This is a genomic window from Bartonella sp. W8122 (genome assembly GCF_016102485.1).
Taxonomy (GTDB): domain Bacteria; phylum Pseudomonadota; class Alphaproteobacteria; order Rhizobiales; family Rhizobiaceae; genus Bartonella; species Bartonella apihabitans.
The window spans coordinates 199,381-221,700 of record NZ_JACFOO010000001.1 but is presented as its reverse complement, the minus strand read 5'-3'; the positions used below and the strand labels follow the sequence as shown (position 1 = coordinate 221,700).

Sequence of the window (22,320 nt, the reverse complement as noted above, 5' to 3'; positions counted from 1 at the left end):
AAACGAAAACAAAAAAATAGAAAATGGATAAAGATATCAACGTTTAAAAATGTGACAATCAACTGAAGGTTTATCACTTTTTCGGAGCTCACGGTCTTGTTGCTTAAATCTTGCCATAATTCGTGTAACGAGGGCACAGTATTTCGCTCGTGGAGGTATTTATGACACGAAAAAATTTGAACGCAACCAACCTGTCCATTACGCGGCGGGGCCTTCTTATTGGGGCAGCAGCATGTGCAGCCGCCGCATTATCGGCCCGTCACGTTATGGCACAGCCACAAGGGCCGGTTCCTTTACAAAACTATCAGCGGTCTTTCTTTAACGCTGAAGAGTGGGCTTTTGTGATGGCCGCTACTGCCCGAATCATCCCTTCAGACGGAAAAGGACCCGGTGCTTTGGAAGCACGTGTTCCGGTTTTCATTGACAAGCAAATGGCTGATCCATGGGGGCAAGGGGACCACTGGTATAGACAGGCACCTTTCAATCGTGATGCACCGCGTTACACAGGTTATCAGGCAGAACCTTCACCTGCCGAAGCCTATCGCATTGCTATTCCGAAGATCAATGAATGGTGCAAAGCCCAATATGGTGCGATTTTTGCCGAGCTTCCCGCTGAAAAACAGGATGAAGCTTTGAAGCGTATCGAAAAGGATGAAGTCGAAATTGCTGAATTGCGTTCTGGCGATTTCTTCTCGTTCCTTTTGCAAAACACCAAGGAAGGTTATTTCGCAGATCCCCAATATGGTGGCAATTATGACATGGCTGCATGGGTTTACATCGGGTTCCCCGGTGCACGTGCAAGCTTCCTCGAATGGGTCGAAAAGGACAATGTTCCTTATAAACTCGGGCCCGTTTCACTCTCAGGTCAAAGGGCTTAAATCATGACGCAAACAATGAAGAAGAAAGACGTTGTCATCATCGGCCTCGGATGGACCGGCGCAATCAGTGGCATCGAACTTGCAAAAGAAGGTTTGGAAATTGTCGCACTCGAACGTGGTGAAGACCGCGATACCGTTCCGAGTTTTGCTTATCCGAAGCCTGCTGACGAATTGAAATACGGTGTTCGTCTCGGTACCGCTGTCCGCCCGCGCGATCATACGTTAACGATTCGTAGAGGCCTTGATCAGGTCGCTCTTCCCTATCGCCAATTGGGTTCTTTTCTTCCCGGCATCGGCGTTGGCGGAGCCGGTATCCACTGGAACGGCATGACATGGCGTGCACAGCCGGAAGAGCTCAGAGCCCGTTCCTATATCGAAGAAACTTTCGGCAATATCATTCCGGAAGATATGACCATTCAGGACTGGGGCGTTACCTATGACGAACTGGAAAAACATTTCGATATGTTTGAAAAGGTCGTAGGCGTTTCGGGTACTGCCGGCAATCTGAACGGTAAAATTCAGGAAGGTGGCGATCCATTCGAAGGCCCGCGCAAGAACCCCTATCCTATGCCGGCTTTGCCTTATACTTATAATGGGCGGCTCTTTGCAGCAGGTGCAAAGAAAATCGGGCTTCATCCGTTTCCGTGCCCGTCGGCTATTGCTTCCGAGGCTTATACAAACCCTTACGGTATGCAGATGGGGCCTTGTAACTATTGCGGTTTCTGCGAACGTTATGGCTGCCTCAATTATTCGAAAGCTTCACCGCAAGTCAGTGTTCTGGCTGCCTTGAAACGTTATAAGAATTTTGAATATCGGGTTAAGTCGGAAGTCTTGCGTATTGAAAAATCTGCAGATGGCAAGACTGTAACCGGTGTTACTTATGTCAATGAAAAGAATGAAGAATTCTTCCAGCCGGCAGATCTCGTTATTCTTGGCGGTTTCATGATCAACAATGTTCACCTGTTGTTGCTTTCCGGTCTTGGTCAACCCTATGACCCGATTACCGGTGAAGGTGTTATCGGCCGTAACTATGCCTACCAGACTGCTATTGGCGGTGGCACATTGTTCTTCAAGGACAAAGTGTTCAATCCATTTGTCGGTACCGGTTGTAACGGTTCTTATCTTGACGATTACAGCTTCAACCAGATCGATATGGCAAAAGAAGGCTTTATCGGTGGCAGCCGTATTTCATCAGGCCAAACCAACGGCCAGCCAATTCGCAATATGCCGTTGCCAGCTGGCACACCGGCATGGGGTGCGGAATGGAAGAAGGCTGTTGGTGATTGGTATGGACATGCGATGTCAATCGGCCAGCACGGTTCGGTTATGTCCTATCGTGATGCCTATCTTGATCTTGACCCGACTTATAAAGATAAATTCGGCCGTCCGTTGATGCGTATGACGTTCAACTGGCACAATAATGAAATCAAAATGTCGCAATTCATCACAGACAAGATCAACAAGATTGCCGAGGCAATCGGTCCTGATGAATATCGTCAGAAACCGGCGATGAAAGAGGGCCAGCAATATGATACCCGTATTTATCAAACAACCCACACTGTGGGTGGTGCGATTATGGGTACAGACCCCAAACGTTCGGCATTGAACCGTTATCTCCAACACTGGGATTACCACAATCTGTTTATTCCGGGTGCCAATGCATTCCCGCAGAACATCCAGCATAATCCTACAGGAACGCTCGGCGCTTTGACCTATTGGATGCTTGAAAATATCAAATCCGATTACCTCAAAAACCCGCGGCCTTTGGCATAGGAGAAACATCCGATGAAACGTTTAGTACAAATTATTATTGGATTGGTAATCCTTGCAATCATTGTCATTCTGGCAATCATGTTTGTGCCAATCAAACGAACCGGCCCGACAGAAGCTCTTTCTCCGGACTTCAAACCGGAACAGGGACGGGGCGAATATCTTGCCAGAATGGCTGATTGTGCAGCCTGCCATACTGCGCCCGGTGGCCAACCTTATGCGGGTGGTCGCGAAGTCAAAAGTCCATTCGGCATTATCTATTCATCCAACATCACACCGGATGAAAACGGTATAAAGAATATGACGCTTGACCAATTCCGTGATGCTTTGCGTGACGGTATCGGCAAGAATGGCGAGCTTCTTTATCCGGCAATGCCTTATGAAAACTATCGCAAGATCAGCGAGCCCGACATTGTTGCGCTTTATGATTATTTCATGCATGGCGTAAAACCGGTTAGTGCCAAGGTCAAAGAAACCAATCTGTCATTTCCATTCAACCAGCGTTGGGGAATCCGTCTTTGGAACTTGTTTGCCATTTCCGGCAAAGGTGGTTTCGAGCCGCGCTTCAACGATGCGAAACTTGATCGCGGTGCCTATCTTATTGAAAGCTTAGGCCACTGTGGTGCTTGCCATACGCCGCGTGATTTCATGTTCCGTCAATCGGGAACGAATAGCGACAGCAACAAATTCCTGACCGGTGAAACAATTGACGGTTTCTATGGGCCGAATTTGCGTAGCCCGAATTCGTCCGTTGCAAATTGGACGGCAGATGATTTGAAGACCTATTTGCAGACAGGTCGCAACAGTCATTCTGCTGTTGTCGGTCCGATGAAGCTCGTTGTTGAAGAATCAATGCAATTTGCAACCGAAGACGATCTTGATTCAATTGTTGCATATCTCAAACATATTGCTCTTCCTGGTGACGCACCAAAACAGGTACGCGATCCGAAAAAGACAACAGATATGTTGACTGAAGCAAAACCGGATATGGCACTTGGTGCCCGCCTTTACATGGACAATTGCAATGCTTGTCACTTTGTAAATGGTAAAGGTGCGAAAGGCGTGTTCCCTGAACTTGACGGTGCAAAAATCGTCAATGCGAAGGATGCAAGCGGGTTGCTACGCGTGATCGTTAACGGTTCGCGTATGCCATCAACCGAAAAACGTCCTGCCGATCTTGCAATGCCGGGCTTCGGCTGGCGCATGAATGACGACGAAGTTGCAGCACTTGCCAATTTCTTGCGTTCGAGCTGGACCAATGATGCTCCGGCAGTCACTGCGGCAGATGTCGCCAAGGTTCGCACGAAATAATAAAGTGTGAAAATTGCAAACAAATTTGAAAACGGCCTACGGGCCGTTTTTTATTGAGGTGTTTTCTCGAAAGATTTTGCTCTATAAGCAAGATTGATTTGAATAGCTTGAAATGGAAACATTATGGTTCTTGCAATCCGGTCAATCCTGTTTACGGCAGCATTCTATGTGACAACTTTTGTCCAGATGATTTTGTATGCGCCGTTCTATTTTTTCCTCCCGCGCAAAAAAGCATGGATTGTTCCCAAAACATGGGCGCGGGTAAATTTATTTCTGCAAAAACATATTGCCGGAACGGATTTTGAAATCGAAGGGCTCGAGAACCTGCCAAAGGGTGCCTATATCATTGCGCCCAAACATCAATCGGCATGGGAAACGTTCGGTCTTGTTCCTTTTCTTGATGACCCCTCGCTTATTATGAAGCGCGAATTGACGTGGATACCGATCTTCGGCTGGTATATGTTGAAAACCGGCATTATTCCTATTGATCGCGGTTCACCTTTGAAAGCCATGAAGGCGGTTCTGACAGGAGCCAAAGAAAAAGCGGCAGAAGGTCGCCAGATTCTGATTTTTCCGGAAGGTACGCGCCGTCAACCGGGAGCAGAACCCGCTTATAAACCTGGCATTGTTGCCATTTATAATGAACTCGGTTTGCTGGTTGTGCCCATTGCCCACAATGCCGGACTTTATTGGCCACGCGGCAATTTCCGCCGTTATCCGGGAAAAATCCGTGTCCGTGTATTGCCACCTATTGAAGCGAACCTTAATAAACGCGAATTTTTACCACGTTTGATAAAAGATACCGAAAGTGCTTGTGACGAACTGCTCGTGAAAGCCGCGCTTGATCCGAATCCTCCGGCTATGCCACCGACAGCAGTCAAAAGACTGAAAGAGTTGGGCATTGACTGGACAGGGCCAACCCGTAACTAGGCTTCGTATCTCCGGTTGTTCCGGTCCAATCAGTCGGGAAAAATCCTTTATAATCGGGAATTCATTTGCAATGATTGAGCTTAGAAATGTTTGTGTCGAGGCGGGCGGCCATAAGATACTCGATAATTTGAATTTGAAACTTTCCGAGAAACGGATTGCTATTATCGGAGCCAATGGTTCAGGCAAAAGTACTTTTGTGCGATTGCTCAACGGTTTGCGATTGCCGACATCGGGTGAAGTGTTGGTAGATTCGCTTGATAGTCGCAAATATGGCAAAGAAATCCGACGCAAAGTGGGGTTTGTCTTTCAAAATCCCGATAACCAGATTGTCATGCCGGTTGTTGAAGAAGACCTTGCTTTCGGTTTGAAAAATATCGGGGTTGAAAAAGCCGAAATCGCGCGACGGATCGACTATGTGCTTGACCGCTTCAACCTTCGAGCTGCGCGGTTACAATCTGTGCAAAGTTTGAGTGGCGGCCAAAGGCAATTGGTTGCACTTTGCGGTGTTATTGTCATGGAGCCGGAAGTCATCGTTTTTGATGAACCCACTACGCAGCTTGATCTATTAAACAAGCGTAAAATGACAGAAACAATTTTCGGACTTTCCCAACAGGTCATTGTCGTCTCTCACGATCTTGAAATGCTCGAAAACTTCGATCGGGCAATTGTCATTGATCATGGTAAAGTCGTCTTTGACGACATACCGCAAAAATCGATCAGCTATTATGTGGAGAAGATGGCATGACCGATCCGAGCTATGGGACGACATTTGTTCATCGGCTTCCGGCAGGGTTGAAGCTTTTTATTGTTTTTTTCGTGAGCATCGGGCTTTTTTATTTTGCGTCGCTTCCATTGGCGATTGTTTCTCTCATTGTCGTCTGGTGTCTTTTTGTTCTTGCCGGATTTCCATTTTTCAAACCCGTTTTAGAACTTAAGAAAATTTCGTGGCTTCTTGTTGCTCTATTCATCGTCCAATATTTTTCGGTGAATTTTGAAAGTGCCGCGCTTATTGTCATAAGGTTATCAAGTCTTCTTCTGCTTGCAACGCTCGTAACCTTGACGACGCCGTTTTCCAAAATGATGGCCTGTTTTGAAAAACTGTTTTCATTTATGCGGGTTTTCGGCGTCAATCCGGCAAAAATATCGCTAGGGCTTTCGCTGACTTTACGATTTATTGCAGTGTTTTCCGATATTTCTCAAGAAGTGCGTGAGGCACAAAAAGCGCGGGGGTTGGAAAAAAGTGTATTTGCAGTCATTATGCCGGTTCTGATAAGAAGTCTTAAAGTTCAGGCCGATGTTGCAGCCGCAATCGAGGCACGTTGTTTTGATGAAGACGTGAACAATAAAAACGGGAAAAATTGAGCGGGGGAGAAAATGTCTGTTCGTGATATTGTAGCAGTGGCACTTTTGGCGGCTTTTATAGCTGTTTTGGGATTATTTCCGGCCATTCCGGTGCCGGTCATACCGGTACCTATAACAGCCCAACTTTTAGGAATTATCCTGTCCGGTGCAATTCTGGGCGCAAAAAGGGGTTTTGCCGCCTGTCTTCTGTTTCTGATACTGGTTGCAGCGGGGCTCCCGCTTTTATCCGGCGGGCGTGGCGGCATATCGGTATTTTTTGCGCCCACAAGCGGGTATCTCATCAGTTTTCCTTTTACAGCAGGCTTTATCGGCTATTTCTATTCGCTCTTTCGCAACAGCCTGACACCCGCAAAAGAAATACTGATCATGATGGTCGGCGTTTTTTGTATTAATCACCTCTTCGGCATTATCGGTCTCGTATTTATTGGCGGAATTGATTTTTCCAAAGCTTTTTTAGGGGATCTTATTTTTATTCCCGGAGATATGGTAAAAATTGTTCTCGCCTATTTGATTGCGAGCAGGCTACGCAAAGCTTTGCCGGACGTGATGGACGGAAATCGTTAAAAAACAAAATTCATCGGGAAAAAATTAATAGGAAAATATATGTTTCATAAAAAAAGCGGACGTAAAGTCCGCTTTTAATAGCACGTTGAATGAAATAATTATTTGATCACCATGACCGGACGTTCACTCATTGCCAGAACTTCCGAAGCCTGACTGCCGAGAATGAGCCGGTTAACACCGCGACGCCCATGCGAAGCAATAATAATAAGATCGGCGTTATGTTCATTTGCCGCGTCGACAATGCCGGCAGCAGCAAGTTGATTTTCTGCATGAACGCCTTTGGCTTTAACCCCTTGCTTTTCTGCTTTGTTGAGCGCTCCCTCAAGAATTTTGCGGGCACCGTCTTCCATTTCTTTACGGAATTCGTCAAAGGCTCCCGGGCTTGAAGCCCATTCGGCACCAACAACAATGCCGTAAGATGGCATTAAACTTGTGACAGTTACAACGAAAAGCTCGCCACCGGTTTTTTTCGCAAGCTCGACGGCTGCATCAACACCACGGTCAGCAAGTTCTGAACCATCCGTTGCTACAAGAATACGTTCATACATATCTGTTTCCTTCCCTCTTCAATTCGGACTTATGCCCTGACACGCAGATAAGAACTAACCCACTCCGCTTCAATATTCTTGGAGCTGTAGTTTAACCAATATATACTATATTTCTATAGAGCATGCATCATGATCGGCAAAAAAACATTTGTTCACAGGCAAATCGTTTTTTAATTCCAATTCGGTTAGGGTTTTTCGTATCAACTTATATGTTATCGGTTATATTTTTATGCGATTTTGAATTTTTTAAGCTATAGAGTGAGGAAGCTTTATCGCTCATTTGGTAAGAGACAGGTTCTAAAGGAACCGCAAACAAAAAGACAAGTCCGATTTGGATCATTTGATATGCATAAGATATTGGGTATATCCACCCTTTTTGTAATGTTTTTTATAAGCCTGACGTCTGCTCAGGCCAACCCTTATATATCCGTTGATGTTGCAACCGGCCGTATCCTTGCTCAAAATGATGCATTCGACCGATGGTATCCTGCTTCACTCACAAAGATGATGACAGCCTATGTCACTTTCCGTGCTCTTCACAATGGTGACGTTACGCCTGACACAAGAGTAACCGTGAGTGCTGCGGCTGCAAAACTTCCGCCCAGCCATTCGGGATATAAGCCCGGTTCCGTTCTTGATCTCGACACAGCCTTGTCGATCACTCTGGTAAAATCCACCAATGATCTTGCAACGGCAATTGCCGAAACAGTGGGTGGTTCGGAACAAGCTTTTGTTGTTCGTATGAATGAAGAGGCACAGCGTCTTGGCATGTTCGGAACACATTTTGCCAATGCCAATGGCCTTCCAAATCCGGACAATTATTCAACAGCCCGTGACCTTGCCGTTCTGGCGGTACAGATCCGTCGGGAGTTTCCCGAATATGCCCATTATTTTTCTATTCCTGCGATCGATTTCGGGGGCGGACGCAAAGTTGAACAAAATTCGAATAATCTGATTGGTCGTTTTTCCGGCGCCGATGGCATGAAAACCGGTTTCATCTGCGCATCCGGATTTAATCTTGTTGCATCGGCAACCCGCAACAAGCGCACTATCATAGCCGTTGTTCTTGGTGCCGATCGGATTGATCAACGTGAAGCGCTCGCCGCCAAACTTTTGAATGACGGTTTTGCCAATCAAGGCTCGTCACAAAAGACACTTGCAACTTTGCAGCCTTATGGAACGAAACTCACACAGGTGAGCGATATCAAAGACAGAATATGCAATGACGACGCATGGAAAGCACGTATGCAACATCGCGATGAAAAAGGAAAAGTCATTTTTGACTCACCTTATATTTCGGCTCAACCGCTTAATGTAACGCCGTTGCAAGTGCGGCTGATTTCGGCACCGGCGCCTGCAAAACCGGGTGAAATACCGGCTTGGAAAATTCCGGTTCCCACACCTCGTCCCCAATCAATGGATGCGCAATGACGAATTCGATGAACCGTATTGCTGTTACAATTTTTACCGGTTTTCTGGGGTCGGGAAAAACCACTTTGCTTAACCGCGTTCTCAAAGACCCGATGCTCGCCGATACAGCCGTTATTGTCAATGAATTTGGCGAGGTAGGAATTGATAACCTTCTCGTTGAACAAGCCGATGACGGCGTTATCGAATTATCCAATGGCTGCCTTTGCTGTACGATGCGCGGCCAGCTTGTCGATAGTCTTGCAAGTCTCGTCGACCGGCTTCAAACAGGTCGTATCAAACGTTTGAAGCATGTGGTTATTGAAACAACCGGTCTTGCCGATCCGGCACCCATTCTGCAAGCTTTGTTAGGCCATCCGGCAATGGTTCAGGCATTTGTCATAGACGGGGTTATTACCACTGTCGATGCGGTCAATGGACTGGAAACTCTGGCACGACATAAAGAGGCACGCAATCAGGTTGCATTTGCCGATCGAATTGTTCTTACCAAAACCGATCTTATAAAAGATAAAAAATCTCTCGAACCATTGATGAGCGAGCTCGGCAAACTTAATCCCACAGCCGAAATTCTCTATTCCGATGCTGCCCATTGCCCACCATCGGCGCTCGTCAATATCGGCGTTTTCGATTTGAGCAACAAGGCGCCAGATATCAGAAACTGGCTTGGCAAAGAAGAAGACCACGAGCATCATCACCACCATAATGATGTCAATCGTCATTCCGATACGATTCATGCTTTTTCTCTCACGCATGACAAACCCATTCCCTATTTTGCGCTGGAAGCTTTTATAGATCTTTTGCGCGCCAATCACGGGGCGAAAATGCTGCGCATGAAAGGCATTGTCGAGCTTGAGGAAGATCCGTCACGTCCGGTTGTTATCCACGGTGTCCAGACCTTATTCCATCCTCCGGTTCGTCTGTCCAAATGGCCGGAAGGCCGTCATGAAACGCGGCTTGTTATGATTACCGACGGGATAGATGAAACGACAGTGCGGGAAATGTTTGATGCTTTTTTGGGAAAACCTGTGCTCGATAAGGCTGACCGGGCAGCAATGACAGATAATCCGCTCGCAATACCGGGATTCAAATTCTAGTCCGACGTTTTTCGCCCCCGAAGATTTTTGCTCCTATTCAACTGGCCGTTCGTTTTTTTTCAGTCTATGTTTTAATTTTTTTTCGTGAAATGGGGCGTCATGAAACGCGGCGCCAAGGCACGCGGTGTTGAATCGTTACCCCTTTTTAAAAGCTGATAATGGAAAATAGTGCGGTTGTTGTTGCTATAGGCGTTGCCAATTTTTGACCGGAAGCTCTCCAAGAAAACGAAACATTGCCCGTGCCGGAAAGGTTTGACGCGAGGTAAAAAGCAGGAAAATCAAATAGACGCTGTCCGCAATTCCGATAAAAGCGCGTAGCGTCATGTGCACATAACCGGAAATATTTTCCTGACGAAACGCAAAAGAAAAATTACCTGCCACGGGATAAAGCCGGACTGTCGTGAGGCTATCGGAATGAGCAGAATGGCTCGCCTTCAAGAAGCGGGCAAAGAAATTACTCTTTTTCTCTTTTGAAGAGGTACCGGTTTTCAGGATTTTCCGTGTGGTATGATGGCAAGGTGATGAATGCCGTTTTTGATGCTTTTTTCAAAGTCGTAATTATTCTGGCGGCAATAATTGGCAATATCCAGCGGTGCCAGAGGATCATCGCTTAATATAACGAGCGTCATATCATCCGGTAATGTGGATTGCTTTTTTCTTGTCTTTAAAAGAACGAGCGGGCATTTAAGCCCGCACAAGTCATAGATAAAACTTTTTTCAGCCACCAAATAATTTCCAGAGGCTTTTCTTTTCTTGTGGTTCATTGGCTGCCGGTGTGACCGGTGCTCCGGAATTTTGCGCCTCTTCTTCGGCAAGCGATTGACCGGCGGCTTCGGGCTTCGGAGTGGGGATAACGGTGCTTGCCGTTTTCTCTGCCGGGTTGGCAGCTTTTGATGCAACCGCATTTTCTTTTACTATATCCGGCGCATCAGGTGTTTCTTTCGATGCCGGTGTCAATGACGGCGGCTCGCGGGAAACCTGAACGCCAGCAGCACGTTTGCGGCTCCAATCGGCAACAAGAGAAGCCTCTTCCACACCTTGAATTGTCGGTGCCGGTGCTTTCATTTTCTTTTCACGGGCAGATGAAAAGGCATCATCATATTTCTTTTGATATGAGGCAAAAGCTGTTTGCAACGATGAATCGGGCGCCGCAGCAGGGCACATGCCAGCCGGTGTCAAAGCTTTCCCGTCGGTATTGCGGTTGAAGACATAGCGTTTTTCACAAACGTCTACCTTCGGCGGGCGTTTTGTTACTTCAAAAATATCATAGCCTTCTTTAAGCATTGTCCAGAATTTATAGTTCGGGTCATTGCGATAACGAGCCATATTTTCGGCGGTCATACGGAACGGAAAGGCTTCAAGCTGGAATTCGCGCTGACCACCTTTGAATGAGTCCCGCCCGAAAGCATAGATCTGCGCAATGTTTTCGTCGCTCATCGAATAGCAGCCGGATGAGGAACAGGCTCCATGCACCATCAAATGTTGACCGGTGCGGCCGTTTACCTGATCATAGGCATTGGGAAAGCCGATATTGAAAGCGAGATAATAGTTCGAATTCGGATTCATCTGGCTTGGACGAATTGTGTAAAAACCTTCCGGTGCCTGCCTGTCACCTTCCATATATTTCGGTCCAAGTTTTCCTGACCATTTGCATATATTATAAGTGGAAATGAGGTCATATTTTCCGGTGCGTGTCTGCTTCCAAATCTCGACGACACTTTCTTCCTTGAAAACTCTAACAAGAATAGGCGAATATTTTTCCATATTCTTGGCGGCCATCTTGTCTTGCAATTTTTTGGGCAATTCCTGTGTTGCTTTGCCGATTTGCGGCAAATTCGATGATTGCTGGCAACCACTTAAAAAAGTTGCTGTAAGGAAAAAAGAAGCAAGAAGTGCGGTTCCAATTTTCATTCACTAAGCTCCGGATGAGCAGGCACTCACCAAATCCCAATTGTTCACTTGGCCGAATTTCATTTTGAGAAAAATTGAACTCGGACCAATCCCATTTACCATATCATAATATTAAAAAAATTAAACTTCCCCTAAAAATCTCGGGTTTTCTTATATCGAACGAAAGTGGGCGTTAAACGAAATTCGGGTCTTTTTTGTATTCATAAGTCCGGATGATATCAGCCCTTGAATGCGTGTTATTTTGTATGAATGCGCGTTATTTTTTATTTCCAGCGATTGTTCTTCTGATTGGGCACCAAAAAGCTAACCGAAGTCGTTTCTCAATTCCTGTCTATGGCCTGTTATAATATTTTAAAGACAGGAACTTTGAAGAACTGCAGGACAAACCGGCGATAGAACATTCAAGCTTTGGCTGTTAGCATTGTTCATCACAACAATAATAACGCCCAATGTAATAGCGAGCGAAAGAACAGCCCGGATAATGCGCATCAACCACATATCTGTTCATACCTCTTCATTTCCGTCTTGCGTTCATTTGCCCATCCCTCTTGTTCTCCCCGACAGGTCATTATCAAAAAGGATGAAATCAAAATTATGACGGATAGCACCTATAATATAGTGATTAGGTGGATGGGTTCTAAGGGGTAAGCGGTAAATGCAGCATTAAATAAATTCAAAAAATTTATTATAAAACCGGTTTTTTGAGCGAAATTCGCAAAAAATAGCGCAAAAACCTGCCAAGAACCGACCAAAAACCGGTAATGATTGCCCGAATGATTATTTGCCGGATTGGCACTTTGTTATTTGCCAGATTGTTACTTGCTTGCAGTTATTATCTTCGATTGCTTTGGAAACACGAAGCTTGAACGTTGCTTTTCTTTCCAGCAATTTTACCGGAAGATAAGCGCGTGCAGGATCACCGACAAGTATAACAGTTTTTGACGGGTCGAAATGTTGAAACCAGTCAATGATAGTTTCACTCATTATTTTGTCATAAAAGACATCACCGGCAAGGATAACATCGAAAGCGTTTTGTAACGCCCCGCCTTTATTGACAAGATTGTCATTCTCGATCGTCACGGACACATTGTTGAGGCGGGCATTAAGCCGGATTGCTTCACATGCAAAAGCATCAATATCATTGGAAAGAACCGATAAAGCGCCCGCCTGTTTTGCAGCAATGCCAACCAGTCCCGAGCCGGAAGCAAAATCGAGCACTTTTTTGCCCTTCACTATTTCAGGGTTTTCCAGAATATAGAGCGCCAATGCCTCGCCACCTGCCCATGGAAAAGCCCAGAAGGGTGGAGGAAGATCTATTTTGCCCATCTCGGCTTCGGTCATGTGCCAGAGTTTGTGGACTTCATCGGCCTGATAAAGTTTTATCAACGGGATGTTGAGACAGGCAAGCGGAGAGGTGTTTTCGAGAATGAATGTTTTTTTATCCATCGCGGTCGCGAATTAAATATTTTGCCAAAATTATCAACCCCTGCCAAAATTTTCAGGGAGCCGGTGAAAGTCCACCCATCTGGCAGACTTCTTGCCATTCATCTTCGCGCACAGGCTGTACCGAAAGGCGCATGGAGGTCACCAAAGACATATTGGCAAGCTTCGGATTGGCTTTGACGGCTTTCAAAGTAACAGGCTTCGGCATATCACAAACAGCGCGGATATCGACACATTCCCAACGCGGGTCATCGGTTGTCGAATCGTGATGCGCAGTTTTGCAAACTTCAACGATTCCAACGATTTCCAGTCCTTCATTGGAGTGGTAAAAGAAACCCTTGTCACCAATTTTCATAGCCCGCATATTGTTGCGAGCCTGATAATTGCGCACACCATCCCACTGTTCGCCTTCGGCACCTTTGTTTTTTTGCATGTCCCACGACCATTTGAATGGCTCGGATTTGAATAACCAATAAGCCATTTCAAGCTTCCTCGGGATTATTGACACTCCAGCGCCACCGACGGATTTTCATATCACTGAAGAGTCCGGCTTTTGCATAAGGGTCGTTTTCGGCAAAACTCTTGGCTTCTTCGAGTGATTTTGCTTCCACAACGATCAAAGTGCCGTTAGGCTTGTCGTTATCATCAAGAAAGGGGCCGGCAAATTTAAGGGTTTTGCCAAGGCTTTTCAGATAGTCGAGATGTTTCGGGCGTATGTCGAGACGAACATGCAAATGGTCTTTTTTATCATTGCAGATAATGGCATAAAGCATTGTCTAATCCTCCGATTTCAAAGGGCGGGTAATAAGCGCAGTGACAGCTTCGTCAATGGTGATACGCCTGTCAAGCAAATCGGCAACGGCATCAATAACCGGTGCAACGATATTTTTTTTGTGGCAAAGGTCGGCAGCACCGGGGGCGGTGGCAACACCTTCCGCCAATTTCAAACCATCGGTCGATTTTTCTTGGCCCAGCGCAAAACCATAAGTGAAATTGCGCGATTTTGCTGATGAACAGGTAAGGATAAGATCTCCCAAAACGGAAAGGCCGGTCATGGTTTCTGCTTTCGCACCCATGGCCTTTCCAATGCGGCGTAATTCGGCAAAACCACGTGTTACAAGAGCGGCTTGTGCACTGGCACCAAGGCCACGTCCTGCTGCAGCACCGGCGGCAATAGCAAGAACATTTTTTAACGAGCCGCCAATTTCTACGCCGACAATATCATCACTCGCATAACAACGAAAAACCGGTCCCGAAAACAGATTGGCAATTTCTTTGGAGAGTTCGATGTTTTTTGCAGCAATTGTTACGGCTGTTGGCAGGCCACGGGCAACATCTTCGGCAAAACTCGGGCCGGAAAGTGTTGCTATATGATGATTTGGTAAAATATCCGAAACAATGTCGGACATGAAGCGTCCGGTTTTCTGCTCTATGCCTTTTGCACAAAGAATAATCGGGGCTTTTTCAGGAATAAAGCGGGCAAAACTATTCAATGCAGAGGAAAAAACCTGAGCCGGAATGACAGCAAGAACAAAATCGGCACCGCCGAGTGCATAAGCTGCATCGGTTGTAGCTAGAAGCCCCGAAGGCAAAACGACATCCGGCAGATAATACGGGTTGATATGATTTTTATTGATTTGTTCGACGGTTTCAGGATTGCGCCCGTAAAGTGCGACATCATGCCCGAGATTATGAGAAAGAACGGCAAGCGCTGTCCCCCACGCACCGCTTCCCATGACAGCAATTTTTTTACCCGTTTTGTTCAAGCTTTGGCTCCCCGTCGTCCGGCACCGATCAATGGTGATGACTGTTCATCAAGTGGCCAGCGCGAACGCGGCGCAATATCGAAGGATGAACGGTCACCATGAATAAAATGTTGAAGTCCGGCATAAGCAATCATGGCGGCATTATCGGTGCAAAGGCCGATTGGCGGCGCGATAAATTTAAAGCCATGTGCGTCGCATAATTTCTGCAATGAATTGCGAATGGCTTTGTTTGATGCAACACCACCCGCAACAACAAGGCATGCCTCTTTATCAGGATATTCGTTTTTGAAAACAGCAAGCGAACGTTCGACGCGGTCGCTCAATGTATCGGTCACGGCAAGTTCGAAAGAGGCTGCAATATCGGCAATATCCTTGTCGCTCAAAGGTGCCATTTCCATAGCGGCTTGCCGAACTGCGGTTTTAAGGCCGGAAAACGAGAAATCGAGCCGTTTTTCACCTTTCAACGGTCTTGGCAGTTCAATTCTTTGATTATCGCCTTGAGCGGCCAGTTTTTCGATAATCGGCCCGCCGGGATAGGGAAGGCCAAGAAGCTTTGCCGTTTTGTCAAAAGCTTCGCCAAGAGCATCGTCAATTGTTGTGCCAAGGCGTTTGTAATCTCCCAATCCTTTGACGAGAATAACTTGTGTGTGACCGCCTGAAACAAGAAGCAGAAGATAGGGATAGTCAAGATTATTGGTGAGTTTTGCCGTCAGCGCATGGCCTTCCAGATGATTGATGGCGATAAATGGCTTGTTTGCGGCAAGCGCCAGTGCTTTTGCCGTCATCAAACCGACAATCAATCCGCCGATCAGACCGGGGCCACCTGTTGCGGCAATGGCATCAATATCCTCGAGTTCCAGTTTTGATTCTTCAAGGGCGCGTTTGACGAGTCCGTCCAGAATTTCAACATGGGCACGTGCGGCAATTTCAGGAACAACACCACCATAAGGAACGTGGTCTTCAATCTGGCTCCAAACGATATTGCTTACGATATGGGCTTTATCACCCTCGTCGCGTTCGACGATAGCGGCAGCCGTTTCATCACAACTCGTTTCAATTCCCAAAACACGCATTTTGCGCCTCAAGTTCCTTTCTATAAGCCATTTCAGGCAAGGTTCGATCTGTCGCCAAGGGGCTTTACCCTCATTGTTGGCAAGGCCTTTTATTGTCAGTTTTATCTTTTTTCGCTATTATTGAAAGCACAACTTTAAAACCGGTTTTACCAAATAGCCAGTTCTATCAAATAGAATCTGTGAAGTCTTGAAGAAAAGCGATAAAGCTTGGATTCCACCGTTCGTTTTAAAGAGAGGGAGTTTTCCTTTATGGTCATTCTGGTGACGCGCCCTGAACCCGGAGCAACGCGAACCGCGGAGCATTTGCGTCATTTGAAGTTATCTCCGTATATTTTGTCTTTGTCGAAAACCGTTCAATTACCAGTTCTCCGGCAGGATTTTTCCTGTGATGCGGTTATTGCAACAAGTGAATCGGCATTTTTATATGGAAATTTAGACCTTATTGAAAAATTGCGCGAGAAACCGCTCTATGTCGTTGGAAAACATACAGCAGAGGCAGCAAAAAAAGCCGGTTTTTCCGATATCGTCCTTGCCGCACCCAATGCGAAAACACTTGCACACAAAATAGAAAGAGCACCAGGCGATCGCATTCTTTATCTTGCCGGTCATGTGCGCCGACCCGATCTTGAAGAACAATTGCACCAGAAATACAAATATTTCGAGACGATTGAACTATATGATACAATACCGATAAAGCTTGACGACGAACAAAAACTGAAGATTCCGCAAAAAATCGATATCGTTATGCTCTATTCAGCTATGGCTGCCGCTGGTCTTGCGCAAATTAGCAGCTATATTAAACACTCGACAGTATTTTTATGTCTTTCGACGCGCATAGCAAATGCTGTTCCAAAAACATTTTTGAATGCAATAGTTATAGCATATGAACCGAATGAAGATGCGATGTTGGATGGGGTGAAGGCAATATTGGCTTAAAACTGTTTTTACCCTTTTCGAATGATATAAACCATTCTTTCATTTCACGCCGGTATTCTGGTCACGGATTAAACAAGGAAAGCGAGGAGCTATGGCAGAGCCTCAAAAACCAAAGGCGAAATCTCAACATTCAGGGAAAGCCCGTAAGCCCCCATTGGTCGATCTTCATGCAGAAAAGACTCTTCACGCAGAAAAGACCGGAATTCCGGAAGCCGAACCTGTGGTTATTGACAACAATCAGAAAAGTTCCGTGACAGAAGCTCAACGGCAGAGTGACAAAACCTCCGGTGCTAAAATCTCGCCCGAGGTAAAGACCGAAAACAAAAAATCTGCCGGTGAAGACGCAGGATTAAAGCCTGCGGATGCGAAAACTGCAGAGGCAGCTGATAGAGAAAAAAGTGGGGTAAAAATGGCAAGTGACCAGACCTCCCATAAAGGTGGAAAGAATAATAATGGCTCACCATCTTCCGGACAAGAAAGCGTGAGTGGAACAAAAGGGGGGAGCAGCCTCAGCCACTTTGTTTCGGGTGTTGCCGGAGGTGTCATCGCTCTTATCATCGGAGCAGGCTTGCAATGGAGCGGTTTGTTGCCAGGTTTTTCAGAACAGGATCGTTCCACGCAAAGTAAACTGGCAAATCTGGAAACCGAAATTGCGAGCCTCAAACAGAATGCGGTGGATGGCGCCACGGTAACAGCAGAGCTTTCTTCTGCCGATCGGCAAGCCCTTGATAACGTTGTGGCTCATGTCAGTGAACTCGACAGTAAAACAAATTCTATGGGCGACCAGTTGTCGGGCGTGATTGATAATGTTGAGACATTGAACAATGTTGTCAATTCTTCCGTCCGCGATAACGCCAATCCGCAGGCAGCAGAAATTCTGACAAACAAATTTACCGACATTCAAAACCGGTTGCAAACTCTTCCCGCGATTTCGGAAAAATCGGTTAAGGCTCTCGATCTCGCTCAAGGAAATGCTCAAAATATAGATCAATTGAAGAAGCAGGTAGAAGAGATAGAAACTGCGCTCAAAACGCCCGTTCAGGGCAAGGATGTTGCTGCAATAACGGCGGCTAATGCGCTTAAAAATGCTATTGATCGCGGTGGTTCCTTTGCAAACGAACTTGGCCTCCTTCAAAATATTGCTCCCGATTTGACAGTCCTAGATGATCTCAAGCAATATGCCGACAAAGGTGTCCCCAATCAGGCCGAGCTTTCAGAAGATTTCGCGCGTGTTGCCGATCGGATTTCGAAAACAGACAATCAACCGGCAGATGATGCAGGTTTTGGTGAAAAATTATGGGCTGGCGCAAAAGGTCTCGTCACCTCCCGCCCTGTCGGCAATGTCGAGGGAAATAGCGCCGGCGCAATTGCTGCGAGAATGGAAGTAGCAATCAAGAAAGGGGACAATGAACGTGCTTTGAGCGAATGGCAAAACCTGCCACAAAGTGCCAAGGATGTTTCATCCGGTTTTATCTCGAAGTTGAAAATAAGGCGTGATGCCGATGCGGTTTTATCGGAGATATTGAACAGCCTTATGTCTCCGTCCACGCCACAAGACTTGAATTAGAGGAGTATGAAGAAAAATGGTTCGCGTCCTCTTTTACGTTCTTGTGATAGCAATTCTTGGAGCCGGTTTTGCCTGGCTTGCCAATAATCCCGGCGATCTGGTTATGGACTTCGGCTCAAGCAGGGTCACTGTTTCTGTTTTGACAGCAGTGATTGCTTTTGTTCTTCTTGTTGTCGTCGTTTTGCTTTTGCTCTTTGTCCTGAAATCGGTTTTTTTAGCGCCGCGCAAACTTTCCCGTCACTTCGAGGAACAACGGCAGAAAAAAGGTCGTGATGCATTGTCAAGCGGACTTTTGGCAGTTCTCTCGGGCGATGTCGATACGGCCAAACGGATGAATAAACGTGTTGCCCGTTATCTTGATAGCGAAAATGAACCTCTCGCCAAATTTCTCGAAGCAAAAACATTGCTTATTGAAAATGATGTTCCCAATGCACTTCGCGTTTATGAAGAGATGAGCAAATCTCCGAAAACACAATTGGCGGGGCTCCACGGGCTTTATCGTGAAGCGATGAGATCGGGTGCTTATGAAGCCGCCGGTCAATATGCTGAAAAAGCAAGTTTGATAGCGCCATCTGTAAATTGGGCCAATCAGGCAATGCTTGACCGGTTATGCGCCGAAGGCTCATGGGACAAGGCGCTCGAGCTTTTTGATCGGGAAGTTAAATCTTTGCCACGCGCCGAACGGTCCAACAAGAAACTCACACATAAGCGGGTGGTTCTTTTGACAGGTCAGGCGAGAGATATGTTCGAATATTACCCTGATGACGCGCGCAAAACCGCACTGAAAGCCCAAAAGCTCGACCCGTCTTTTGTGCCTGCGACACTTGTGGCAGCCGATATTCTCTATCGTCAGCACGAAACCGGTAAAGCTGACAGGCTCATTGAAAATTTATGGAAAAAGTCACCCCATGCTGATCTCGCAAGCCTTTATTTGAATGGCGAAGAGCGTGCCGTCGACCGCTTGAAGAAAGCAAAATTTCTTGCGCAAAAAAATCCGCAAAGCTTTGAATCATGCTTCATTGTTGCGCGCTCGGCTTTCGATGCAGGCGAACTTCAGCTTGCGCGCGATCAGGCAGAAAAAGCGGTGAAGATTGCACCCCGCGAGAGTGCCTATCTTTTGCTTGCCGATATTGAAGAAGCGCAAAGCGGTGATCAGGGGCGGGTACGTCAATGGTTGTCGCTGGCGGTGCGTGCCGATCGTGATCCGGTTTGGATGGCAGATGGCAAAACTTTTGACAAATGGCAACCGGTCTCGCCGATCAGCGGCAAATTGGATGCTGTGCATTGGCAGGCTCCCTCACGCACTCCCGGATTGACTTTAAGTCCTGATGAAGTCATTCCCGCTACGATCGAACAAATGCCGGTAAAAAGCAAAAAAACTGCCGGTACAGATCATGGCAACACAACGAAAACCGACAGCACTTCAACAATGATAAAAGACCGAGAAGACAATAGCAAAGCAACACAAATCTTTCATACCAAACCGGTTGTTGTTGTTGATGCCGTTGACCCTTCAAAGCCGGATATTCCTGTTGATGTCACAAGGATTAATGTTGATGATCCGGGCGTACGCAAAAAATAATGTTTAAAAAACATTGGAAATTGGGCAATAGTTTGCAATTTTAGTGCGAATAATTGGTTTATTGCGAATAATTGGTCGTTAAAGGGTTTATCAGGACTATAGGGGCATGCTTTTTAAAGGCCAATGAAAAGACGGGTCAAACACTTAATATGTGTTCAGGATAGTCTGTGATTTCGAACGTCTAATTTAATCTGAATGGCGAGGACAGAGATTGATATTACAGAAATTTGCAGACTTTTTACAATCACTCGGACAAACCGGTCCCGAGTTTGGCGAAGATGATCCTCGCGTGGCGGCGATCGCCCTGGCTTTTCACATTGTTGATGCTGATGGTCAGGAACAGGGGGTCGAGAAAAAAGTCCTCTATGACATTGTCTCCCACGAATTCGAACTTGCCGGACCGGAGGTGAAAGCTCTGATTGAAGCTGGCAAAGCGGCCAACCGTGACAGTCTTGATATTTTCAAATTTACCTCGACATTAAAACGCCATCTTACAAAAGAAGAATGTATCAACTTTATTGGATTATTGTGGGAAATTGCTTATGCCGATGGTTATATTTACGAATTGGAAGATACGCTGATCTGGCGGATCGCCGAAATGATCGGTGTTGATCGTAAGAATCGTTTGGAATTGAAGGAAATGGCGGCGCAGAGAAAACAGGTTTTGGAAATGCCGAAAAGCTCGCCATTGAATAAGTAGGTCGTTGAAATAAAATGTCATTGGCAGACGAAAAATTTTTCACGGAAGAGAAAAAGCAAAAAATAGCGATTGTCTTGCATCAGGCATCTTCAAGTACCGGACGCATCGGCCAAATCTTGCAAAAAAACGGGTTTGAACTCAGCATTTATCGGCCGGTATTGGGGGATTGTCTTCCGACAACATTGAAAGATTATGCGGGCGCAATCATTTTCGGTGGCCCGATGAGCGCTAATGACAATGAACCCTTTATCAATCGCGAGATGGACTGGATATCGGTTGCGCTTAAAGAAAATAAACCATTTCTCGGAATTTGTCTTGGAGCGCAATTGCTGGCCAGAAACCTTGGTGGGGTGGTCAAACCGCGTAGCGATGGTGAAGTCGAAATCGGCTGGTATCCAATCGAAGCGACCGGATCTGGCAAGCGTGTTATGGATTGGCCGAAAATGGTTTATCATTTCCATAGCGAAGGCATTTACGATTTGCCGCAAGGTGCGGAACTTCTGGCCAAGGGGAACACCTATCCTACTCAAGCCTTCCGTTATGGTGACAATGCGTGGGGTTTGCAATTCCATTCCGAATTGACGCGTGCAATGATGCAGCGTTGGGTGGTGCATGGTGCCGAACGGTTAGAGTTGAAAGGTGCCCAATGTGCAAAATCGCAACTCGAAGGACGTTTTGTCTATGATCCGGCGTTGCGCCGCTGGATTGAACAGGCACTTGTCAAAATGTTTGGCAAGCCGCAAAAAACCATCCGGTCCTGACCGGTAATATCCGATGCAGTTTTAAAACTTGTCGATTATTGGAAGCCATCAGTCTTGAAGAAGTTTTGCAAGCTTTTCCAAAGACTTGTCGGGAATGCCCATTTTTCTTAAACTTGCTGCAGTATTGACCACGTAATCAATGTTGGAGCCGGCAAGCCCATGACTTTGACGGATAATCATCGCCATATTTTCCTGATCCATTTTTTTAGCATATTGTTCGTGTGATTGATCGGCAACAAAAAATAATCCGTTGACGATGCGTCCATTTTTCAGGTGGATAGGTTTCAGTTTTTCGATATAGACACTGTTTACCTGTTCACGTTCAATCAGGTAATCGTAGGTTTTTTTTGTGTCTTCTACCGGAACATGAAATGCCAGCCCGTCACAACACCCACCGCGGTCTAACCCCAGAACAAGGCCAGGATTTTCGACGGTTCCACGATAGTGGTTGGAATAGATACATAAAGACCGATGATAGCCATAAAGTCGGGCGGGCGACATAAAATCATAGTGAAAGCCGGGATTCCACATCAACGAGCCATAGCCGAATACCCAAAAGTCGTGCATTTGTCGCTCATCCTCATTTCATGCACTTTTCCATGGATTTGATTATATGCACTAAAAAAAGCATAAATGTCTATGGAGATATAAAGCTTTATTCTCTATGATCAGTGCACCGGTCTTTGTGGAAAATGC

The 22,320-nt window shown here is 46.2% G+C and carries 24 protein-coding genes; 14 read left to right on the top strand and 10 right to left on the bottom strand.

Annotated elements, in window-relative coordinates; all coding sequences use genetic code 11:
- Window positions 1-161: 161 nt before the first annotated feature.
- The 7 genes from H3S83_RS01055 (at window position 162) to H3S83_RS01025 (ending at window position 6,815) form a co-directional block, all read left to right on the top strand.
- A complete protein-coding gene (locus H3S83_RS01055; protein ID WP_077973268.1) occupies window positions 162-878 on the top strand; it encodes a gluconate 2-dehydrogenase subunit 3 family protein in 717 nt (238 codons plus the stop codon).
- Between the two features lie 3 nt (window positions 879-881).
- Window positions 882-2,651 carry a GMC family oxidoreductase gene (locus H3S83_RS01050; protein ID WP_077973266.1) on the top strand — a complete coding sequence of 590 codons (1,770 nt, stop codon included), beginning with the start codon at window positions 882-884 and terminating at the stop codon, window positions 2,649-2,651.
- A gap of 12 nt (window positions 2,652-2,663) precedes the next feature.
- Complete coding sequence (locus H3S83_RS01045) at window positions 2,664-3,959, top strand: cytochrome c (protein ID WP_198238666.1); 1,296 nt, start codon at window positions 2,664-2,666, stop codon at window positions 3,957-3,959.
- A 123-nt stretch (window positions 3,960-4,082) separates the two neighbouring features.
- Window positions 4,083-4,889, top strand: a complete 807-nt coding sequence (locus H3S83_RS01040; RefSeq protein WP_198238665.1) for a 1-acyl-sn-glycerol-3-phosphate acyltransferase — start codon at window positions 4,083-4,085, stop codon at window positions 4,887-4,889.
- A gap of 70 nt (window positions 4,890-4,959) precedes the next feature.
- A complete protein-coding gene (locus H3S83_RS01035) occupies window positions 4,960-5,634 on the top strand; it encodes an energy-coupling factor ABC transporter ATP-binding protein (RefSeq protein ID WP_198238664.1) in 675 nt (224 codons plus the stop codon).
- On the top strand, window positions 5,631-6,251 hold the full coding sequence (locus H3S83_RS01030) for an energy-coupling factor transporter transmembrane protein EcfT (protein ID WP_198238430.1): 621 nt from the start codon (window positions 5,631-5,633) through the stop codon (window positions 6,249-6,251). The genes H3S83_RS01035 and H3S83_RS01030 overlap by 4 nt, the downstream gene beginning before the upstream one ends.
- 12 nt (window positions 6,252-6,263) lie before the next feature.
- Window positions 6,264-6,815 (top strand): biotin transporter BioY, encoded by a 552-nt coding sequence (locus tag H3S83_RS01025; RefSeq protein WP_198238663.1) that lies wholly within the window; start codon window positions 6,264-6,266, stop codon window positions 6,813-6,815.
- A 98-nt stretch (window positions 6,816-6,913) separates the two neighbouring features.
- Here H3S83_RS01025 and H3S83_RS01020 read toward each other — a convergent pair whose 3' ends face one another.
- Window positions 6,914-7,363 carry a universal stress protein gene (locus H3S83_RS01020; RefSeq protein WP_077973253.1) on the bottom strand — a complete coding sequence of 150 codons (450 nt, stop codon included), beginning with the start codon at window positions 7,361-7,363 and terminating at the stop codon, window positions 6,914-6,916.
- 345 nt (window positions 7,364-7,708) lie between these two features.
- Here H3S83_RS01020 and H3S83_RS01015 point away from each other — a divergent pair, with 345 nt between their 5' ends.
- Entirely contained in the window at window positions 7,709-8,794 is a 1,086-nt protein-coding gene (locus tag H3S83_RS01015; RefSeq protein WP_198238662.1) for a D-alanyl-D-alanine carboxypeptidase family protein, read from the top strand.
- Window positions 8,791-9,885: a GTP-binding protein gene (locus H3S83_RS01010; protein ID WP_246741698.1), complete on the top strand. Its 1,095-nt coding sequence runs from the start codon at window positions 8,791-8,793 to the stop codon at window positions 9,883-9,885. The genes H3S83_RS01015 and H3S83_RS01010 overlap by 4 nt, the downstream gene beginning before the upstream one ends.
- A gap of 183 nt (window positions 9,886-10,068) precedes the next feature.
- Here the strand turns inward: H3S83_RS01010 and H3S83_RS01005 are convergent, their stop codons facing one another.
- The 8 genes from H3S83_RS01005 to tsaD form a co-directional block, all read right to left on the bottom strand.
- On the bottom strand, window positions 10,069-10,266 hold the full coding sequence (locus tag H3S83_RS01005) for a hypothetical protein (RefSeq protein ID WP_198238661.1): 198 nt from the start codon (window positions 10,264-10,266) through the stop codon (window positions 10,069-10,071).
- A gap of 107 nt (window positions 10,267-10,373) precedes the next feature.
- Entirely contained in the window at window positions 10,374-10,610 is a 237-nt protein-coding gene (locus H3S83_RS01000) for a sulfurtransferase TusA family protein (protein WP_198238660.1), read from the bottom strand.
- Complete coding sequence (locus H3S83_RS00995) at window positions 10,603-11,796, bottom strand: murein L,D-transpeptidase family protein (protein ID WP_198238659.1); 1,194 nt, start codon at window positions 11,794-11,796, stop codon at window positions 10,603-10,605. The genes H3S83_RS01000 and H3S83_RS00995 overlap by 8 nt, the downstream gene beginning before the upstream one ends.
- A 777-nt stretch (window positions 11,797-12,573) precedes the next feature.
- Window positions 12,574-13,242: a methyltransferase gene (locus H3S83_RS00990; protein WP_198238658.1), complete on the bottom strand. Its 669-nt coding sequence runs from the start codon at window positions 13,240-13,242 to the stop codon at window positions 12,574-12,576.
- Window positions 13,243-13,294: 52 nt separating this feature from the next.
- Window positions 13,295-13,720, bottom strand: coding sequence for an EVE domain-containing protein (locus H3S83_RS00985; protein WP_198238657.1), 426 nt, complete (start codon window positions 13,718-13,720; stop codon window positions 13,295-13,297).
- A 1-nt stretch (window position 13,721) separates the two neighbouring features.
- Window positions 13,722-14,012: a YciI-like protein gene (locus tag H3S83_RS00980; RefSeq protein WP_198238656.1), complete on the bottom strand. Its 291-nt coding sequence runs from the start codon at window positions 14,010-14,012 to the stop codon at window positions 13,722-13,724.
- Window positions 14,013-14,015: 3 nt separating this feature from the next.
- Window positions 14,016-15,005 carry an NAD(P)H-dependent glycerol-3-phosphate dehydrogenase gene (locus H3S83_RS00975; RefSeq protein ID WP_255520562.1) on the bottom strand — a complete coding sequence of 330 codons (990 nt, stop codon included), beginning with the start codon at window positions 15,003-15,005 and terminating at the stop codon, window positions 14,016-14,018.
- Window positions 15,002-16,078, bottom strand: a complete 1,077-nt coding sequence (tsaD, locus tag H3S83_RS00970) for a tRNA (adenosine(37)-N6)-threonylcarbamoyltransferase complex transferase subunit TsaD (protein ID WP_198238655.1) — start codon at window positions 16,076-16,078, stop codon at window positions 15,002-15,004. Before tsaD ends, H3S83_RS00975 begins: the two co-directional genes overlap by 4 nt.
- 249 nt (window positions 16,079-16,327) lie before the next feature.
- Between tsaD and H3S83_RS00965 the strand changes: the two genes are divergently transcribed.
- The 5 genes from H3S83_RS00965 to H3S83_RS00945 all read left to right on the top strand — a co-directional run bounded on the left by H3S83_RS00965 (window position 16,328) and on the right by H3S83_RS00945 (window position 21,624).
- Window positions 16,328-17,014, top strand: a complete 687-nt coding sequence (locus H3S83_RS00965) for a uroporphyrinogen-III synthase (RefSeq protein WP_198238654.1) — start codon at window positions 16,328-16,330, stop codon at window positions 17,012-17,014.
- Window positions 17,015-17,105: 91 nt separating this feature from the next.
- Window positions 17,106-18,581, top strand: a complete 1,476-nt coding sequence (locus H3S83_RS00960) for a COG4223 family protein (protein WP_198238653.1) — start codon at window positions 17,106-17,108, stop codon at window positions 18,579-18,581.
- A gap of 16 nt (window positions 18,582-18,597) precedes the next feature.
- Window positions 18,598-20,163, top strand: coding sequence for a heme biosynthesis protein HemY (locus H3S83_RS00955; RefSeq protein ID WP_198238652.1), 1,566 nt, complete (start codon window positions 18,598-18,600; stop codon window positions 20,161-20,163).
- 211 nt (window positions 20,164-20,374) lie between these two features.
- Window positions 20,375-20,863, top strand: coding sequence for a TerB family tellurite resistance protein (locus H3S83_RS00950; protein ID WP_198238651.1), 489 nt, complete (start codon window positions 20,375-20,377; stop codon window positions 20,861-20,863).
- Window positions 20,864-20,877: 14 nt separating this feature from the next.
- Window positions 20,878-21,624 (top strand): glutamine amidotransferase, encoded by a 747-nt coding sequence (locus tag H3S83_RS00945; protein WP_198238650.1) that lies wholly within the window; start codon window positions 20,878-20,880, stop codon window positions 21,622-21,624.
- 48 nt (window positions 21,625-21,672) lie between these two features.
- On the opposite strand, the gene H3S83_RS00940 is transcribed toward H3S83_RS00945, so the two are convergent.
- On the bottom strand, window positions 21,673-22,191 hold the full coding sequence (locus H3S83_RS00940; RefSeq protein WP_077973221.1) for a gamma-glutamylcyclotransferase: 519 nt from the start codon (window positions 22,189-22,191) through the stop codon (window positions 21,673-21,675).
- Window positions 22,192-22,320: the final 129 nt, after the last annotated feature.

Excerpts from the sequence above, each read along its gene's own strand:
- H3S83_RS01055 (WP_077973268.1), top strand. The coding sequence starts at position 162 with ATGACACGAAAAAATTTGAACGCAACCAACCTGTCCATTACGCGGCGG.
- H3S83_RS01050 (WP_077973266.1), top strand. The coding sequence starts at position 882 with ATGACGCAAACAATGAAGAAGAAAGACGTTGTCATCATCGGCCTCGGA.
- H3S83_RS01045 (WP_198238666.1), top strand. The coding sequence starts at position 2,664 with ATGAAACGTTTAGTACAAATTATTATTGGATTGGTAATCCTTGCAATC.
- H3S83_RS01040 (WP_198238665.1), top strand. The coding sequence starts at position 4,083 with ATGGTTCTTGCAATCCGGTCAATCCTGTTTACGGCAGCATTCTATGTG.
- H3S83_RS01035 (WP_198238664.1), top strand. The coding sequence starts at position 4,960 with ATGATTGAGCTTAGAAATGTTTGTGTCGAGGCGGGCGGCCATAAGATA.
- H3S83_RS01030 (WP_198238430.1), top strand. The coding sequence starts at position 5,631 with ATGACCGATCCGAGCTATGGGACGACATTTGTTCATCGGCTTCCGGCA.
- H3S83_RS01025 (WP_198238663.1), top strand. The coding sequence starts at position 6,264 with ATGTCTGTTCGTGATATTGTAGCAGTGGCACTTTTGGCGGCTTTTATA.
- H3S83_RS01020 (WP_077973253.1), bottom strand. The coding sequence starts at position 7,363 with ATGTATGAACGTATTCTTGTAGCAACGGATGGTTCAGAACTTGCTGAC.
- H3S83_RS01015 (WP_198238662.1), top strand. The coding sequence starts at position 7,709 with ATGCATAAGATATTGGGTATATCCACCCTTTTTGTAATGTTTTTTATA.
- H3S83_RS01010 (WP_246741698.1), top strand. The coding sequence starts at position 8,791 with ATGACGAATTCGATGAACCGTATTGCTGTTACAATTTTTACCGGTTTT.
- H3S83_RS00995 (WP_198238659.1), bottom strand. The coding sequence starts at position 11,796 with ATGAAAATTGGAACCGCACTTCTTGCTTCTTTTTTCCTTACAGCAACT.
- H3S83_RS00990 (WP_198238658.1), bottom strand. The coding sequence starts at position 13,242 with ATGGATAAAAAAACATTCATTCTCGAAAACACCTCTCCGCTTGCCTGT.
- H3S83_RS00985 (WP_198238657.1), bottom strand. The coding sequence starts at position 13,720 with ATGGCTTATTGGTTATTCAAATCCGAGCCATTCAAATGGTCGTGGGAC.
- H3S83_RS00980 (WP_198238656.1), bottom strand. The coding sequence starts at position 14,012 with ATGCTTTATGCCATTATCTGCAATGATAAAAAAGACCATTTGCATGTT.
- tsaD (WP_198238655.1), bottom strand. The coding sequence starts at position 16,078 with ATGCGTGTTTTGGGAATTGAAACGAGTTGTGATGAAACGGCTGCCGCT.
- H3S83_RS00965 (WP_198238654.1), top strand. The coding sequence starts at position 16,328 with ATGGTCATTCTGGTGACGCGCCCTGAACCCGGAGCAACGCGAACCGCG.
- H3S83_RS00960 (WP_198238653.1), top strand. The coding sequence starts at position 17,106 with ATGGCAGAGCCTCAAAAACCAAAGGCGAAATCTCAACATTCAGGGAAA.
- H3S83_RS00955 (WP_198238652.1), top strand. The coding sequence starts at position 18,598 with ATGGTTCGCGTCCTCTTTTACGTTCTTGTGATAGCAATTCTTGGAGCC.
- H3S83_RS00945 (WP_198238650.1), top strand. The coding sequence starts at position 20,878 with ATGTCATTGGCAGACGAAAAATTTTTCACGGAAGAGAAAAAGCAAAAA.
- H3S83_RS00940 (WP_077973221.1), bottom strand. The coding sequence starts at position 22,191 with ATGCACGACTTTTGGGTATTCGGCTATGGCTCGTTGATGTGGAATCCC.